12 protein-coding genes, 1 rRNA gene and 4 pseudogenes are annotated in these 13988 nt (G+C 37.0%); 9 read left to right on the forward strand and 8 right to left on the reverse strand.

Annotated elements, in window-relative coordinates; translation table 11 throughout:
• Window positions 1–103, forward strand: a 5S ribosomal RNA gene (rrf, locus tag PN450_RS12340); the annotation flags it as partial.
• Between the two features lie 405 nt (window positions 104–508).
• Here the strand turns inward: rrf and PN450_RS12345 are convergent.
• A pseudogene (locus tag PN450_RS12345) lies at window positions 509–826 on the reverse strand (ion channel); the annotation flags it as partial.
• Window positions 827–995: 169 nt separating this feature from the next.
• On the opposite strand from PN450_RS12345, the gene PN450_RS12350 reads away from it, so the two are divergent.
• The 5 genes from PN450_RS12350 to panD all read left to right on the forward strand — a co-directional run bounded on the left by PN450_RS12350 (window position 996) and on the right by panD (window position 4858).
• Complete coding sequence (locus PN450_RS12350) at window positions 996–2174, forward strand: MFS transporter (protein ID WP_148765365.1); 1179 nt, start codon at window positions 996–998, stop codon at window positions 2172–2174.
• Window positions 2175–2450: 276 nt separating this feature from the next.
• On the forward strand, window positions 2451–3242 hold the full coding sequence (locus PN450_RS12355) for a DUF4231 domain-containing protein (RefSeq protein ID WP_271823075.1): 792 nt from the start codon (window positions 2451–2453) through the stop codon (window positions 3240–3242).
• 182 nt (window positions 3243–3424) lie between these two features.
• Window positions 3425–3613: a TLTLP motif-containing protein gene (locus PN450_RS12360; RefSeq protein ID WP_148765369.1), complete on the forward strand. Its 189-nt coding sequence runs from the start codon at window positions 3425–3427 to the stop codon at window positions 3611–3613.
• Between the two features lie 200 nt (window positions 3614–3813).
• On the forward strand, window positions 3814–4332 hold the full coding sequence (locus tag PN450_RS12365; protein ID WP_148765371.1) for an inorganic diphosphatase: 519 nt from the start codon (window positions 3814–3816) through the stop codon (window positions 4330–4332).
• Between the two features lie 130 nt (window positions 4333–4462).
• The gene (panD, locus tag PN450_RS12370; RefSeq protein WP_148765373.1) at window positions 4463–4858 is read left to right on the forward strand and encodes an aspartate 1-decarboxylase; all 396 of its coding nucleotides are present in this window, start codon (window positions 4463–4465) and stop codon (window positions 4856–4858) included.
• Window positions 4859–5374: 516 nt separating this feature from the next.
• On the opposite strand, the pseudogene PN450_RS12375 reads toward panD, so the two are convergent.
• A pseudogene (locus tag PN450_RS12375) lies at window positions 5375–5551 on the reverse strand (PIN domain-containing protein); the annotation flags it as partial.
• Between the two features lie 117 nt (window positions 5552–5668).
• A pseudogene (locus PN450_RS12380) lies at window positions 5669–5911 on the reverse strand (transposase); the annotation flags it as partial.
• Window positions 5912–6247: 336 nt separating this feature from the next.
• Here PN450_RS12380 and PN450_RS24090 point away from each other — a divergent pair.
• The 3 genes and pseudogenes from PN450_RS24090 (at window position 6248) to nifJ (ending at window position 10927) form a co-directional block, all read left to right on the forward strand.
• Complete coding sequence (locus tag PN450_RS24090; RefSeq protein ID WP_417033746.1) at window positions 6248–6424, forward strand: IS1/IS1595 family N-terminal zinc-binding domain-containing protein; 177 nt, start codon at window positions 6248–6250, stop codon at window positions 6422–6424.
• A 109-nt stretch (window positions 6425–6533) separates the two neighbouring features.
• Window positions 6534–7097, forward strand: a pseudogene (locus PN450_RS12385) (IS1 family transposase); the annotation flags it as partial.
• A 242-nt stretch (window positions 7098–7339) separates the two neighbouring features.
• Complete coding sequence (nifJ, locus tag PN450_RS12390) at window positions 7340–10927, forward strand: pyruvate:ferredoxin (flavodoxin) oxidoreductase (protein ID WP_271836522.1); 3588 nt, start codon at window positions 7340–7342, stop codon at window positions 10925–10927.
• Window positions 10928–11281: 354 nt separating this feature from the next.
• Here the strand turns inward: nifJ and vap15 are convergent, their stop codons facing one another.
• The 5 genes from vap15 to PN450_RS12415 form a co-directional block, all read right to left on the reverse strand.
• Window positions 11282–11518: a type II toxin-antitoxin system VapB15 family antitoxin gene (gene vap15 / locus PN450_RS12395; protein ID WP_148765377.1), complete on the reverse strand. Its 237-nt coding sequence runs from the start codon at window positions 11516–11518 to the stop codon at window positions 11282–11284.
• Window positions 11519–11703: 185 nt separating this feature from the next.
• The gene (locus tag PN450_RS12400; protein ID WP_271836523.1) at window positions 11704–12489 is read right to left on the reverse strand and encodes an Rpn family recombination-promoting nuclease/putative transposase; all 786 of its coding nucleotides are present in this window, start codon (window positions 12487–12489) and stop codon (window positions 11704–11706) included.
• A 116-nt stretch (window positions 12490–12605) separates the two neighbouring features.
• Window positions 12606–12968 (reverse strand): DUF5615 family PIN-like protein, encoded by a 363-nt coding sequence (locus PN450_RS12405; RefSeq protein ID WP_271836524.1) that lies wholly within the window; start codon window positions 12966–12968, stop codon window positions 12606–12608.
• Between the two features lie 4 nt (window positions 12969–12972).
• Window positions 12973–13332, reverse strand: coding sequence for a DUF433 domain-containing protein (locus PN450_RS12410; protein WP_271836525.1), 360 nt, complete (start codon window positions 13330–13332; stop codon window positions 12973–12975).
• Window positions 13333–13404: 72 nt separating this feature from the next.
• Window positions 13405–13988 (reverse strand): tetratricopeptide repeat protein (locus PN450_RS12415; protein ID WP_271836526.1); only part of this gene is annotated, 584 nt, incomplete at its 5' end.

Consider the following 13988-nt stretch of genomic DNA (forward strand, 5'->3'; position numbering starts at 1 on the left):
GCGGTGGAACCACACTGATCCCTTCCCGAACTCAGAGGTGAAACGCTGCTGCGGCGACGATAGTTGAGGGGTAGCCCTCCGTGAAAATAGCTCGATGCCAGGTTTATTATTTAACAACAACGCCTCCTCTATTCTTTTAGAGGGGGTTTTGTTTTTTGTACAAACAGAAGTTGATAAGCCGTTGTGTAGCTTGATTTTAATAATATAAAATTATACAATTTTTTTTAAGTAAGTAAAAGTAAATAAAGTATTAATTAATATATAGCCCACATTCCGCACTCCCGGTGTCACAATCGGTAATTTCGGACTTTTGAATACATTGAAGGATGATTTTTATACAAAAAGGTCGAAATTTTAGGTAGCGAACTGCTTGCAGTAGCGCTTCGCTATCGCTAATCCCAAATCCCCAAACGACCATTTTTCGTTGTGTGACAATTTAGGGTGCGGAAGATGGGATATAGGACTTGCTGAATAAATGGGAAAAGCCAGTAGTCTATGGATTAGAGAACTAATAAATTGGCAAAACATCGTGAAAATGCGTATAGTCACAGTAACGATGTCTATCAGGCGTATTATAGTACATAATATCTACAAATTGATGATTCCACAAAATCTCATTAACGCCATAACTATAACGAGCATGGACAACCTGTGCCACTGTTTCATCAATCCCACTCATAGAAATCATCAGCAAGGCCTGAGTTTGACTTAATAATGCCGATGTCATCCCATGAAAAGGACTAGACTCATCAATAATGTGCATCACCGTCCAAGATAAAGAAAAGCTAGGTGTCTGATTTCTCACCAGTTTAAGATCATATATCTTGCACCCATACCGATAATTGTGAATTGTCCATTGTGAATTTGAATATGAACTCGTGAATGCAAGTGTTTTCCCGGCTGCTGAAAAAATCTCTGTAATTTAAATTTCATGGGCAGTAAGTAAAAGTCCAGTGAATGATAGGATGACTAAAGATAAATATATTTAATTAACAATGAACCGAATTTTTTGGATTACTGCCTTAATTGCCTTTATTAACTCCCTAAGTTTTACAATTTTAATCCCCATAATTTATCTTTATGGTAAACAATTTGGTTTAAATGATTTCCAAACCAGTTTATTATTCTCAACATATTCCATTGCTCAATTTTTCGCCACTCCTGTAATTGGTAAACTCTCCGACAGATTTGGACGGAAACCATTATTAATAATTAGTTTAGCCGGAACAGTAATTGCTAATACCATAGCCGGAACTGCCACAACAGCAACTTTACTATTTTTCGCCAGATTTTTAGATGGTATCACAGGTGGAAATGCTTCTGTTGCCCAAGCCGTTATTTCTGATGTTACCAGTCAAAAAGATCGCGCTCAGGCATTTGGGATTTATGGCGCAGCAATGGGATTAGGCTTTGTTCTTGGCCCAGCGACTAGTTTAGTAGCACAGCAAATTTCTTTAGGAACAGCATTTTTAGTTTCCGGTGCAGTTGCTCTTATCGGGATGTTAATGACAATATTTTTATTACCAGAAACTATCCAAAATAAATCTCCAAAATCCACAAACATCTTTGATTTAGGGTTAGATAATTTAATTAAAGGATTTGCTATGCCAGGAATTGGCATTTTATTATTTATTAATTTTTGCACAGGGACAACATTTACCATGTTTACCTACGCATTTCAACCCTATTTTATTCAAGTTTTAGATCAAAATAATAAATCTTTAACACTCTTATTTTTAGTTTTTGGCACATTAGGAGTAGTTATGCAAACTTGGGGAGTATCTATTCTTCGTCGTAAATTTAATGTTGTCAAAATATTATTTTTAGGCTTATTTGTTCGCAGTTTATCATTTATATTAATGCCTGTTTGGCCTAGCATCACTTATTTTGTCGTAGTTAGCATATTATTTGCACTGTTTAACGCCCTAGTCCAACCCATGATTAGTACATTGATTTCTCTCAATGCTCAACCGCAAGATCAGGGAACCGTATTAGGATTAAACGCATCCTATTTAAGTATTTCCAACGGTATTGGCCCAGTGATTGCTGGGATGATAGTTCAACAATCTCAACCCATTACATACAGCTATCCTTTATATCTAGCAGGAGTTTTAACATTTTTGGTGTTAGTGTTAGCCATAGCTACGCGCAAAAGATACAGCACTGCGATTTGATTTGTGAATTTACAGTAGGTTCATTTATTAAATGCACAAGTTGATGGAAATTTTTCATCAACTTAATTAAATTTAAACTTTATTTATATCTGTATCCTTGAAAACAACTGGAAAATCCGGATCTTAACCTTTTTTCTGAAAAATATTGCTAGTCCTGGCAACTTGTCAATAATGTTACTTTCGTGTAATATACATCTTTGGTTGTGAAAATATTTTTACAACGGGGTTTCCAATCATCAATTCAACATTCCGACAATAACCACACCAGGAAAAAATATGCTGTTTTTTTTCAAGTTGATTGATTATTTATTAGCCGCAGTTGCTATCACATCAATTTTCATCATTTATGTTGGTTCTAGTGATCAACAATATATAACTGCTGCATCCGTTGCTTTAAGTGTTTCTCTTGGTTTGTTTATCTTCAATAGACAATCTGTGAAAAATGCTCAAAAGGAATCACAAAAAACTGAGCTTTCCAAAAAAGCTGAACTCTATACCTCTCTATTAAGCAATGGTACTACATTGGACTATAATACAGTTTTACCAGCACGAGCTAAAGCTTTAGAATATTGTCAAGAGTTGATTGATGATTATAAAAGTTCTCGAGATCTCGCCAGAACTCTTTACTATGTTTTGCAAATTTCTACCGTTATTTTGTCAGGTGTCACACCAATTTTAGTGTTGGTGGATAAATTAGAAGCAGGACAAAGCTGGTTAAAATGGCTGCCTGTTATTTGCCCAGCCGTTGCTTCCATTGTTGCTAGTATCGTTACCTCATTTCCTTTTGAAAAAAATTGGATGGCTGCTAACAAAGCCGTTGAATTATTAGAAGCTGAACAGGAAAAGTTTATTTTGGGAATTAGCCCAGCCTATCGTTGTTATGATATTTCCGAAGAAGGTAAACAACAACAAAGAGTAAGTCAGGCAATAGAACTATTTATTAATCAAGTGAATAATATTCACCTCCAAATAGTTCAACCCAGCAGTGATTCAGAACAGGGAAATCAAGAAAAACAAGAGTCACCACAATCTGAAGAATCAACTACAGGACAAAAAGTGGCTGCATAATCTTGGGCGCAGGGACCAATCTAATTGGACGCAGGACCTGCGCCCCTACGGAATTTCTGAAGGATCAAAAATGTCAGTTATCCCTGACATTACGGTTTATAGTAAAAAAATAGTTAGAATAGTGTAGACCCTCTTTTCCAGGGAGTCAACCCACTCGTGATTCTGATTAATTGCAACTTTGTATGAATTTAAATAGCCAGTCTGCCAATTCTTCCGATACATATTCCCAACGTTTGGCAGACATTGTGGGAACAGTGATCGCTTTGATCACCCTCACTTTACCAGTATTTATCATCGCCCACTATTCTTCAGTCAATGTTGAAAACAATCAGCCATCCTTAAGCTATAACCTATCTATTCCCGGAGATTAAAATATACAGCAGAATTTAGGAGTCAAAGCAGAGGATAATGGGCAGGGAGTTTTTTTCTCTGCTTTTTTTTGATCATTTGTGAAATTCGCCAAGATTTTTAGCAGGAATCTGGGGGAAGAGATCCACAATGCCTTAGAATCTTACACTGGGAGCAAAAATGGCTGCTACCGCTTATTCACTTTTAGTAAAGGAGTTTTGTTGTGGATTTATCTTTGATTCCTGCCCAACCAAAGCCAGGTGTAATTAATGTCCTGATTGAAATTGCTGGTGGAAGTAAAAATAAATACGAATACGATAAGGATTTACAAGCATTTGCTTTAGATCGGGTTCTCTATTCTTCGGTTAAGTATCCTTATGATTATGGTTTTATCCCTAATACCTTAGCTGATGATGGCGATCCGTTAGATGGTATGGTAATCATGGATGAACCAACATTTCCCGGTTGCGTGATTGCGGCTAGACCAGTTGGTTATTTGGAAATGATTGATGGTGGCGATCGTGATGAAAAAATTCTTTGTGTTCCCGATAAAGATCCGCGCTATGCTCATGTAAAGTCTCTCAAAGACATATCCCCTCACCGACTAGAAGAAATTGCTGAATTTTTCCGTAGTTATAAAAATTTGGAAAAAAAGGTCACGCAAATTCTCGGTTGGCAGGATGTGGATAAGGTAGCTCCCTTGGTGGAAAAGTTCATTCAAGCAGCTAAAGCTAAAGCATAATAGATTATGGGTAGTGGTAATGTAAATTACTCATTACCCACCAAAGCAATAATTGTGGGACAATCAGTAACAACCTACTGAGTCTAATTCCCAAAATTCTTACTGGTTGCAAAAAAAAATTTAAACTCAAATGCAGCGCACTCTCTTATCGGCAAAAATTCATAACTGTACGCTCACAGCAGCAAATATTAACTATGTGGGTAGTATCAGCATTGACGAGGTTCTCCTGAAAAAAGCTGGTATATTCCTCTATGAGCAGGTACAAGTAGTGAATATTGCTAATGGTGAGCGTTTTATTACTTATGCCATACCTGCTCCCGCTAATTCAGGAGCGATTGAATTAAATGGAGCAGCGGCACGTTTAGGCGTGGTTGGCGATCGCTTGATTATCATGACTTACGGGCAGTTTACTATGGAAGAGTTAAAATGTCACTCTCCTACCGTTGTAATTGTGGGTGAAAAAAACCAGTTATTAGAAGTGCGACATTATGATGATCTGCTCAGTAATCTCCTATCATCATCCTGATGATGATGATTTTCTTGATCATGTTCAAACTGAAATTCAGTCAGTATTCCGTGAACTACCTACACTTCCCTTGCGGGTAAGTATAGGCTTCCTACCCAGTTAGCAGCTTTTTGCTCTTCGAGAACAACAAGACTTATGTTAAGGCGATAGGCTGACCCCTCGTTCCAAAGGCAAAATCAAGGTTAATCAACAAAAATGATCATGTATCTAGCTTGGTTATCGCTATTCTCTCGCCTTGCCCAGATATTCAATTCATAACACAAATTTTGTGAATTGTCTCCATGTTTTCCTTCCTTGCTGTCGCGTTGGTCGGAAAACCGTCGTCAATTCACGCGCCATTCATCCCCCGCTTCCCTATCGGGTCAGACGTGGGGCTTCTGTCGGTTAAGCTAAAGCATTACTAGCTCGTGAAGGACTTATTTTAAGTATTAATTAATATAACCGCCTAAGAGGTGGGCGGGAAATCACCAAAATGTGTACAGAAACGTAAAATCGCCCAAAACTGCCATCTTCCTGTTACCAATTCTCTAAACTTAATTCTTCAACTCTCAATAAATCACGATCATTAGAAACTAGAATAAAACCTTTAACAATAGCAGTTGCAGCAATTAAGATATCTTCTGTTTGGATTGGTAATCCTCTTAATCTGAGATTTGCATGAATTTCTGACGCTTTTTCTAAAATTGCTAAATCATACGTTTAACTGCTTCATCAAAAATAGCGATTTGTTCAGGAGTTAAATTGTCTAATATTCCTGACATGATTTCTGTTGACATAACAAAGCTACAATTTTCGGCTCTTGCGTCCCTTTTATGGAGAATTAATACTAAAGTGCCAGTTTAATAAACTACGTAATCTAAAATTACTAAAGTTATGAAATCCATATCCAAGTCTTTTGATTAATTTGAGTTTATTATTAATTCCTTCCACAGTACCACTAGTAGTTCTGCTGTCAAAATAACCTACGACTTCACCAAACCATCTAACCATTGTTCCTATACTTCTGGGAAAATACTTCATTCCATCATGCATCCAATCTAATAAATTCATGATTGGTAGTGGTAAATATGTAGTGAAATCTGATATTTTCTAACTTAAATTATTCGTTTGTAGCTGTTGAAATTTTAATTATATTTAACTAACTGAAAATTATCTAAAATATAAAGTTTCTAAATAAGTAAGTCGGCACGATAAAATCAATATACATTTTTTTCGTAAAAACCCTTAAATAACCTATCTATAAGGTATTTGTCGAATTTACATTTCGTTACATATGTTGATTGTTTAACGCCAACTTACTTGTATGATTTCACATGATTTCACTAGAACGTGTTAAGTGTTATATGTAGTGAAGTACCAGTGTTTTTAAATTCAACTATTTTAGCTTTGATGTCAATCTCCAGACCTACTTGCCCCAATTGTGGTTCTCAACACACTGTCAAAAATGGGAAGATTCATAATCAAAAACCAAAATACCAGTGTCAAAACTGCAAAAGACAGTTTATAGAAAATCCCACTAATAAAGTTATTAGCAAAGATACTATAGGACTCATATTTGATTTTTGAAAAACACTCGGTACACCTGAATCGGCTAGAATCCTTTTACCTCATGCCTTTTGCATCTTACCTAACTACGCAAATAATTTCAGGATTCAAATATTATTCCTATATAGAACTGATTGATAGACTTTTACTTCAGAAAATACCTCTGGCCGGTATTGCTCGTGCTGCTCTTGTTTCAGAGACTTGGTTGCAAAAATATGTGAATAATAAATATGCCCAGATTCCTCAGCAGGTAAATGTTTCAGCCAAACCAAGAGGTAAATTGACTATTGAATGTGATGAGGCTTGGTCATTTGTAGGTCATCAGGGTAATAAGCAATGGATTTGGTTAGCTTTGGACAAAAAAACTAGAGAAATAGTTGGAGTTTACATAGGCAATCCCAGTGAAGATGGCGCTAGGGGATTATGGAATTCTCTACCACCAGTTTACCGTCAATGTGCTGTTTGCTATACAGATTTTTGGGCGGCTTACGCACAAGTTATTCCTAGCAAACGTCATCAGGCAGTCGGGAAAGAAAGTGGCAAGACTAACCATATTGAACGCTTTAATAATACAATGCCTCAAAGAATTTCTCGTTTGGTCAGAAAAACTTTATCCTTTTCTAAAAAGTTAGATAATCATATTGGCGCTATCTGGTATTTTATTCATCATTATAATTCTTGTTGTAATGCCTAATTTTATTATCACTACATATTTACCACTACCATCTTGAGTACAACATTAATATAGATAGAATATTTACCATTTGCTATAATTAAAATATTGGTTAAAAGTTAAAATAATTAATAATTCCCAATTCATAAAACTGTAAAAAAGATCACAAATTAACTTCCTGACTTTAGCTATTTCCAATGCTTATCTTTTTGGCTTCTCTGCATACAGTTTAAACAACCAGAAAAGACACAAAAAGGAAAATCATGACCAAATCCTATGCCACAATTGATGGTAACGAAGCCGTTGCCCGTGTAGCTTACAAACTAAATGAAGTCATTGCCATTTATCCTATCACCCCATCTTCAAATATGGGTGAATGGGCTGATGCTTGGATGTCAGAAAATAAACCCAATTTATGGGGAACAGTTCCCAGTGTTACCCAAATGCAAAGCGAAGGAGGGGCTGCTGCTGCTGTCCATGGGGCATTACAAACAGGGGCATTAAGTACAACTTTCACCGCTTCTCAGGGATTATTATTAATGATTCCTAACTTGTACAAAATTGCTGGAGAATTAACCAGTTTCGTACTTCATGTTTCTGCTCGTTCTTTAGCTACCCATGCGTTATCTATTTTCGGTGATCATAGTGATGTCATGGCTGCAAGAGCGACTGGTTTCGCTTTTTTATGTTCCGCTTCTGTACAGGAGAGTCATGATTTTGCACTGATTTCTCATGCAGCAACATTAGAAGCAAGAGTACCATTTATGCACTTTTTTGATGGGTTTAGAACTTCCCATGAAGTGCAAAAAGTTGAATTATTATCTGATGAAGATTTACAAGTGCTAATTCCCCAATCTTTAGTATTTGCACATCGTCAACGGTGTTTAACTCCAGACAAACCAGTATTACGAGGAACAGCACAAAACCCCGATGTTTACTTTCAATCTCGTGAAGGTGCAAACCCTTATTACAATGTTTGTGCTGATATTGTCCAAAAAATTATGGACAAATTTGGAGAACGCACAGGCAGATATTACAAACTTTATGAATATCATGGAAGCACTGACGCAGAAAGAGTAATTGTGATTATGGGTTCTGGTTGTGAAACTGTTCATGAAACAGTGGATTATCTCAACAACCAAGGGGAAAAAGTCGGAGTTATCAAAGTGCGGCTTTTCCGTCCTTTTGATGTTCACAGATTTATAGAAGCATTACCAAATAGTGTTAAATCTATTGCCGTTCTTGATAGAACCAAAGAAGCCGGAAGCGCAGGAGAACCATTATATTTAGATGTGGTGACAGCCATTTATGAAGGCTGGAAAAAAACCACATTCCCGAAAATTGTTGGGGGAAGATATGGACTGTCTTCTAAAGAATTTACTCCCGCAATGGTGAAGAGTGTATTTGATAATCTCACTCAAATTAAACCCAAAAATCATTTCACAATTGGGATTAATGATGATGTCACGTTCACTTCTTTGAATTTTGACCCCAATTTCTCCACAGAACCAGATCATGTAGTTCGCACTATGTTCTATGGTTTGGGTTCAGATGGTACAGTGGGGGCAAATAAGAACTCCATCAAAATCATCGGTGAGGGAACAGAAAATAATGCCCAAGGTTACTTTGTTTATGATTCTAAAAAATCCGGTTCAATGACAGTTTCTCATCTGCGTTTTGGTGCTGGAAAAATTCGCTCAACTTACCTCATAGACAAAGCTAATTTTATCGGTTGTCACCATTGGGGATTTGTGGAAAGTATTGATATTTTAAAAGCGGCTGCACCGGGAGCGACTTTGCTGTTAAATAGTCCTTATGATGCTAATCATGTTTGGGAAAATCTACCCCCAAAAGTCCAACAGCAGATTATTGACAAAAATCTGAAAGTTTACGCTATTAACGCTAGTCAAGTAGCGAAAAATAGTGGTATGGGACACAGAATTAATACTATCATGCAGGTGTGTTTCTTTGCTTTAGCGGGGGTATTGCCAGAAAAAGCAGCAATTGCTAAAATCAAACAAGCCATAGAAAAAACCTATGGTAAAAAAGGCGCGGAAGTTGTCAACATGAATTTAAAAGCGGTAGACAACACTCTAGAAAATCTCCATGAAGTCGGTAATAGGTCATTGGTAAGAGGTAATAAGGAAGAAACGCAATTAGCAATTACCAAACCCAAATTTATCGAGAATGTTCTTAGCAAAATCATGGTCTGGGAAGGTGATGATTTACCTGTCAGTGCTTTACCTGCTGACGGAACTTTCCCCAGTGGCACTGCAAAATGGGAAAAACGCAACGTTGCAGAAGAAATACCCGTTTGGGATGGTGATGTCTGCGTTCAATGTGGTAAATGTGTGATGGTTTGTCCTCATGCGGCTATTCGCGCTAAAACTTATCAACCCAGTGAGTTAGTCAACGCACCGATAACTTTTAAATCCACTAACAGCAAAGACAAGAACTTTGCTAACCAGAAATTCACCATTCAGGTAGCCCCAGAAGACTGTACAGGCTGTGAAATTTGTGTTAGCGTCTGTCCTGCCAAAAACAAGGCAGAACCCACCCGCAAGGCGATTAATATGAGTCCGCAATTACCGTTGCGGGAACAAGAACGGGAAAATTGGAATTTCTTTTTGAATTTACCAAATCCTGACCGGAAAACTTTGAAAGTAAGCCAAATTCGTCAGCAGCAATTACAAGAACCATTGTTTGAATTTTCTGGTGCTTGTGCTGGTTGTGGAGAAACACCCTACCTTAAATTATTAACACAATTGTTTGGCGATCGCTCACTCATTGCCAACGCCACCGGTTGTTCTTCCATTTACGGGGGAAATCTCCCCACAACTCCCTGGAGTCAAAACGCAGACGGAAGAGGTCCGGCCTGGTCCAATAGTTTATTTGAAGATAACGCCGAATTCGGTTTTGGTTATCGTTTATCCATAGACAAACAAGCGGAATTTGCAGCGGAATTATTGCAACAATTAAGTAGTGAAATTGGCGATAATTTAGTTAATGCCATTCTCAAAGCTGAACAAAAAACCGAAGCTGATATTTGGGAACAACGGGAAAGAATCGTCATTCTCAAACACAAACTCCAAGAAATTTCAAACGCAGATGAACACAGATACACGCAGATAGAATCAAAAAATATCCGCGTTAATCCGCGTTTATCTGCGTTTGAAAATCTCAAATCCCTCGCTGATTATTTAGTCAAGAAAAGTGTGTGGATAGTTGGGGGTGATGGTTGGGCGTATGATATAGATTTTGGTGGGATTGATCATGTGATTTCTACAGGTCGCAATGTCAACATTTTGGTCATGGATACAGAAGTTTATTCTAACACTGGAGGACAATCTTCTAAAGCTACTCCCAAAGCCGCAGTTGCTAAATATGCGACTGGTGGAAAACCTGCACCAAAGAAAGATTTGGGTTTAATGGCGATGACTTATGGTAATGTTTATGTGGCGAGTGTGGCGTTAGGTGCGAAGGATGAACATACACTCAAAGCATTTTTAGAAGCGGAAGCTTTTGATGGTCCATCAATCATTATTGCTTACAGTCATTGTATTGCTCATGGTATTGATATGACCAAAGGTTTACATCAACAAAAGGCTCTAGTAGACTCAGGAAGATGGTTGTTATATCGCTATAATCCAGCATTACAATCACAGGGTAAAAATCCCTTACAATTGGATATGAAAGCACCTTCTGAATCGGTGGAAAAGTCAATGTATCAAGAGAACCGGTTTAAGATGTTGACGAAGAGTAAACCAGAGGTGGCGAAGTTGTTGTTAGAACAAGCGCAAGCAGAAGTAAATGCTAGATGGGAGATGTATCAATATTTAGCGAATAGGTAATTGGTAATAGGTAATGGGTAATTGGTTTTTACCTATTACCTATTATCATTCTCCAGCAATTGATAAAATACGATTATAAAAAGAGAAACTAACAATCTGTCTGATAGCGTAGCGTGGCGAAAGCCATATCAGGATAACCAGGATTAGAGGATGTACAGGATGTGAGTTTTTATTGTTTAGGAAAAATGGTAATTATTAGATAGTAGATAACATACTATAATACAAATGTAATTATCATTTCTTATCTTTCAATATTCACAGACAATTCATCAATAACAATCCTGTAAATCCTAAAATCCTGGACATCCTGATTCAGACAATTAAAATTTCAGCATCCCACCAAGAATAATTATCTTAACTGTTATTTTTTCTAGCATAAATTTGAGAACGGACAATTTCAACTTCTTCTGTAATTTCCTCTAATGACAATTCATCAGTTTGAAATATTTCTAGTAACTCTGTTAATTTATTATTCAAGGTTTCTTTTTCTATTTCTTTACTAAGTAACAATTTTTCAGAAGTAGAAAGTTGTTTAACTAAGCTAAGAATTTGATCAAATGTCAAAGGAAGTTGATAGATATTTTGTAACATAGTGTCAATTCTCCTTTTTTGATATATTATTCACCAGTTTTTATGATTATACTGGTGTTACCTTGTGAAAGGCGATTCCTGCGGAGCGCTTCGCTATCGCTCATCTTCGTTGGTTGTGAGGTATACATGATGCCTACGGAGAGCGATAGCACTCTTTACTGAAAAACCACTACAAATACTCAGTTTTACAATGATTGAAGTTCTTGTTGTAAAGCTCGAACTTGTTCAACAGATAATTCAGTGACTTCAGCAATTTGCTCTAAATTCATACCAATTCGTAATAAATTTATAGCCAATTTTCTTGTTGTTTCAGCCTTGCCTTTCGCCTCACCTTTGGCTTCACCTTCTTCAAGGATGTCTTGATAAATTACTGATTCGCGCATAATCTCACTCCTGAAAATTTTCTTGATTACACTTTTATTTAACACCAACCCAGCTAAAATACTGCTGGCAGCAGCTATATCCCTTTGTTGTTGTTGATCTTTAATTTTTTCGACTGCTTGTGCTACCTGGCTCAATACCATTGTAGGATCTTCTGTCTGACTTAGCACGGCAAATGGTAATAAACCGGGCGCGGTCATAAATTGTTCTGTTGGTTGTTCCCATAGACGGATTACTTCAAACTCATGGTGGGTTTTGTTTAATCTGAAACTATTCTCATGGACTAATTCAGAATCTGTTTTTCTCAAATAAATCACTACTTGACGCATCTCTTTGTCAGGAAAACGCCGATAACCTCTAACTCGATAATCTAACATCCTAAAGGGTATATTTTTATTACCATCGGTCTGAAACTCAATATGTAATATTAAGTTCTCTGATTGTAATAAAATTAACGAATCGGCACGAATTGGTTCGTTTGATAATTCTGTTGGACTCAGTTCTGTTAATTCAACTGGTGAACCTAGTAACCATGTGGCTAAGTCTGCTTGGAAGTTTTCGGCGAGATATTTACAGATGTTGTCATACATTGAATTTTACAACTTTAACAGTTTATTAATTACGCGCTCTTTTATATTATACTAGCGAGTTCTAAGCATTGCCTAAATTTTCCAAAGAATAACTTTCTCTTGAATATTTTTAACAGCTATGGTAAGGGTAAATAAACTATACGATCTTGATATTCACCATCTTCTGAAGCTAAAGCAACTAAGATTAATTCTTCTATATTTTCACCAACACTTAAATTAGGATTGAGAATGAAAATTCCTGGTATGTGACGATTCACAGCCATGTGATCAGCTAAATGTACAGGCATAGAAGTACGGTTATTTGTGACTAATACGAAATTATTCTCCTCACACCAACAGAGAATTTCAGGATCAAGTGTCCCTTTCGGTGGTATTCCTATTTCTCCTATTACCTGAACAACAATATCAGGTTCTTTGAGTTTAATTTGTTTTGGATATAAAGGATTGATATTTTCATCAATCAAATATTTAATGGTCATTTCCTTATACTTTTGCTTGTCTTTCTGTTCTAAGTTGACGGAGTTTTTCTGATACTGGTGGGGGATTAAGTCTCTGTTCTTCTCTCATTCTATGACCATGTTCTATCCAGTTCTTCATGTAATCGCTGATAACTTCTTTATTTTGTAAATAGTAAAGAATAGTCGCATAAACTTGTTCTAAAGAAAGTGATTGATATATTTGAGCAATCTCTTCTGGAGAACGTCCACAATCAATGTATTCATAAAGTATTGTCTCAATTCCGATTCTGGAGTTTTTTAGTCTAATATCTCCAGGAAAAAGGAAATTGAAATACTCAGTAATATCTTTCTTAGGAATAATTTGAGGAATAGTTTGGCTGTTCATAAATTTGAAACTATAATTTTCAAAAATTTGGGAATTAACACATTAGACTAATTATAACTCAACAGATTTTATTTATCGCCGAAACCAACCGCGTAACCAGCCCCAAAACCGCCGCAACCAACCCCAAAACCTAGTACGGAAAACTACAGGCTTTTGTGGTTGAGAAAGATCCTCAATTGCATTGTTACAATTTTGCACCTTATCATCAAGTCCCATTGTCTGATACAGTTCCCGCGCATTGCGATAAGCACCCAGTGCATCTTGTTCCCTATCCACTTTTTCTAAGGACAGACCTAAATTAAACCAAGCATTTGCTTCTCCCCGAATATCCCCTATCTCCTTAGCTATATCCAAAGACTGCTGGTAGAAAGCGATCGCCCTTTCGTACTGTCCCAGGGAGTCGTAAGCATTGCCTAAACCGATTAAGGAATTACTTTCCCCCCGAATATCCCCTATGTCCTTAGCTATATCCAAAGACTGCTGGTAGAATGCGATCGCCCTTTCGTACTGTCCCAGGGAGTAGTAAGCATTGCCTAAATTGTTTAAGGAAATACTTTCCCCCCGAATATCCCCTATGTCCTTAGCTATATCCAAAGACTGCTGGTGGAAAGCGATCGCCCTTTCGTACTGTCCCAGGGAGTTGTAAGCATTGCCTA

The sequence above is a fragment of the Dolichospermum lemmermannii CS-548 genome (assembly GCF_028330815.1).
In the GTDB taxonomy this organism is placed as follows: domain Bacteria; phylum Cyanobacteriota; class Cyanobacteriia; order Cyanobacteriales; family Nostocaceae; genus Dolichospermum; species Dolichospermum lemmermannii.

Coding starts and splice junctions, on each gene's coding strand:
- PN450_RS12350 (WP_148765365.1), top strand. CDS start 996: ATGAACCGAATTTTTTGGATTACTGCCTTAATTGCCTTTATTAACTCC.
- PN450_RS12355 (WP_271823075.1), top strand. CDS start 2,451: ATGCTGTTTTTTTTCAAGTTGATTGATTATTTATTAGCCGCAGTTGCT.
- PN450_RS12360 (WP_148765369.1), top strand. CDS start 3,425: ATGAATTTAAATAGCCAGTCTGCCAATTCTTCCGATACATATTCCCAA.
- panD (WP_148765373.1), top strand. CDS start 4,463: ATGCAGCGCACTCTCTTATCGGCAAAAATTCATAACTGTACGCTCACA.
- PN450_RS24090 (WP_417033746.1), top strand. CDS start 6,248: ATGTCAATCTCCAGACCTACTTGCCCCAATTGTGGTTCTCAACACACT.
- nifJ (WP_271836522.1), top strand. CDS start 7,340: ATGACCAAATCCTATGCCACAATTGATGGTAACGAAGCCGTTGCCCGT.
- vap15 (WP_148765377.1), bottom strand. CDS start 11,518: ATGTTACAAAATATCTATCAACTTCCTTTGACATTTGATCAAATTCTT.
- PN450_RS12400 (WP_271836523.1), bottom strand. CDS start 12,489: ATGTATGACAACATCTGTAAATATCTCGCCGAAAACTTCCAAGCAGAC.
- PN450_RS12405 (WP_271836524.1), bottom strand. CDS start 12,968: ATGACCATTAAATATTTGATTGATGAAAATATCAATCCTTTATATCCA.
- PN450_RS12410 (WP_271836525.1), bottom strand. CDS start 13,332: ATGAACAGCCAAACTATTCCTCAAATTATTCCTAAGAAAGATATTACT.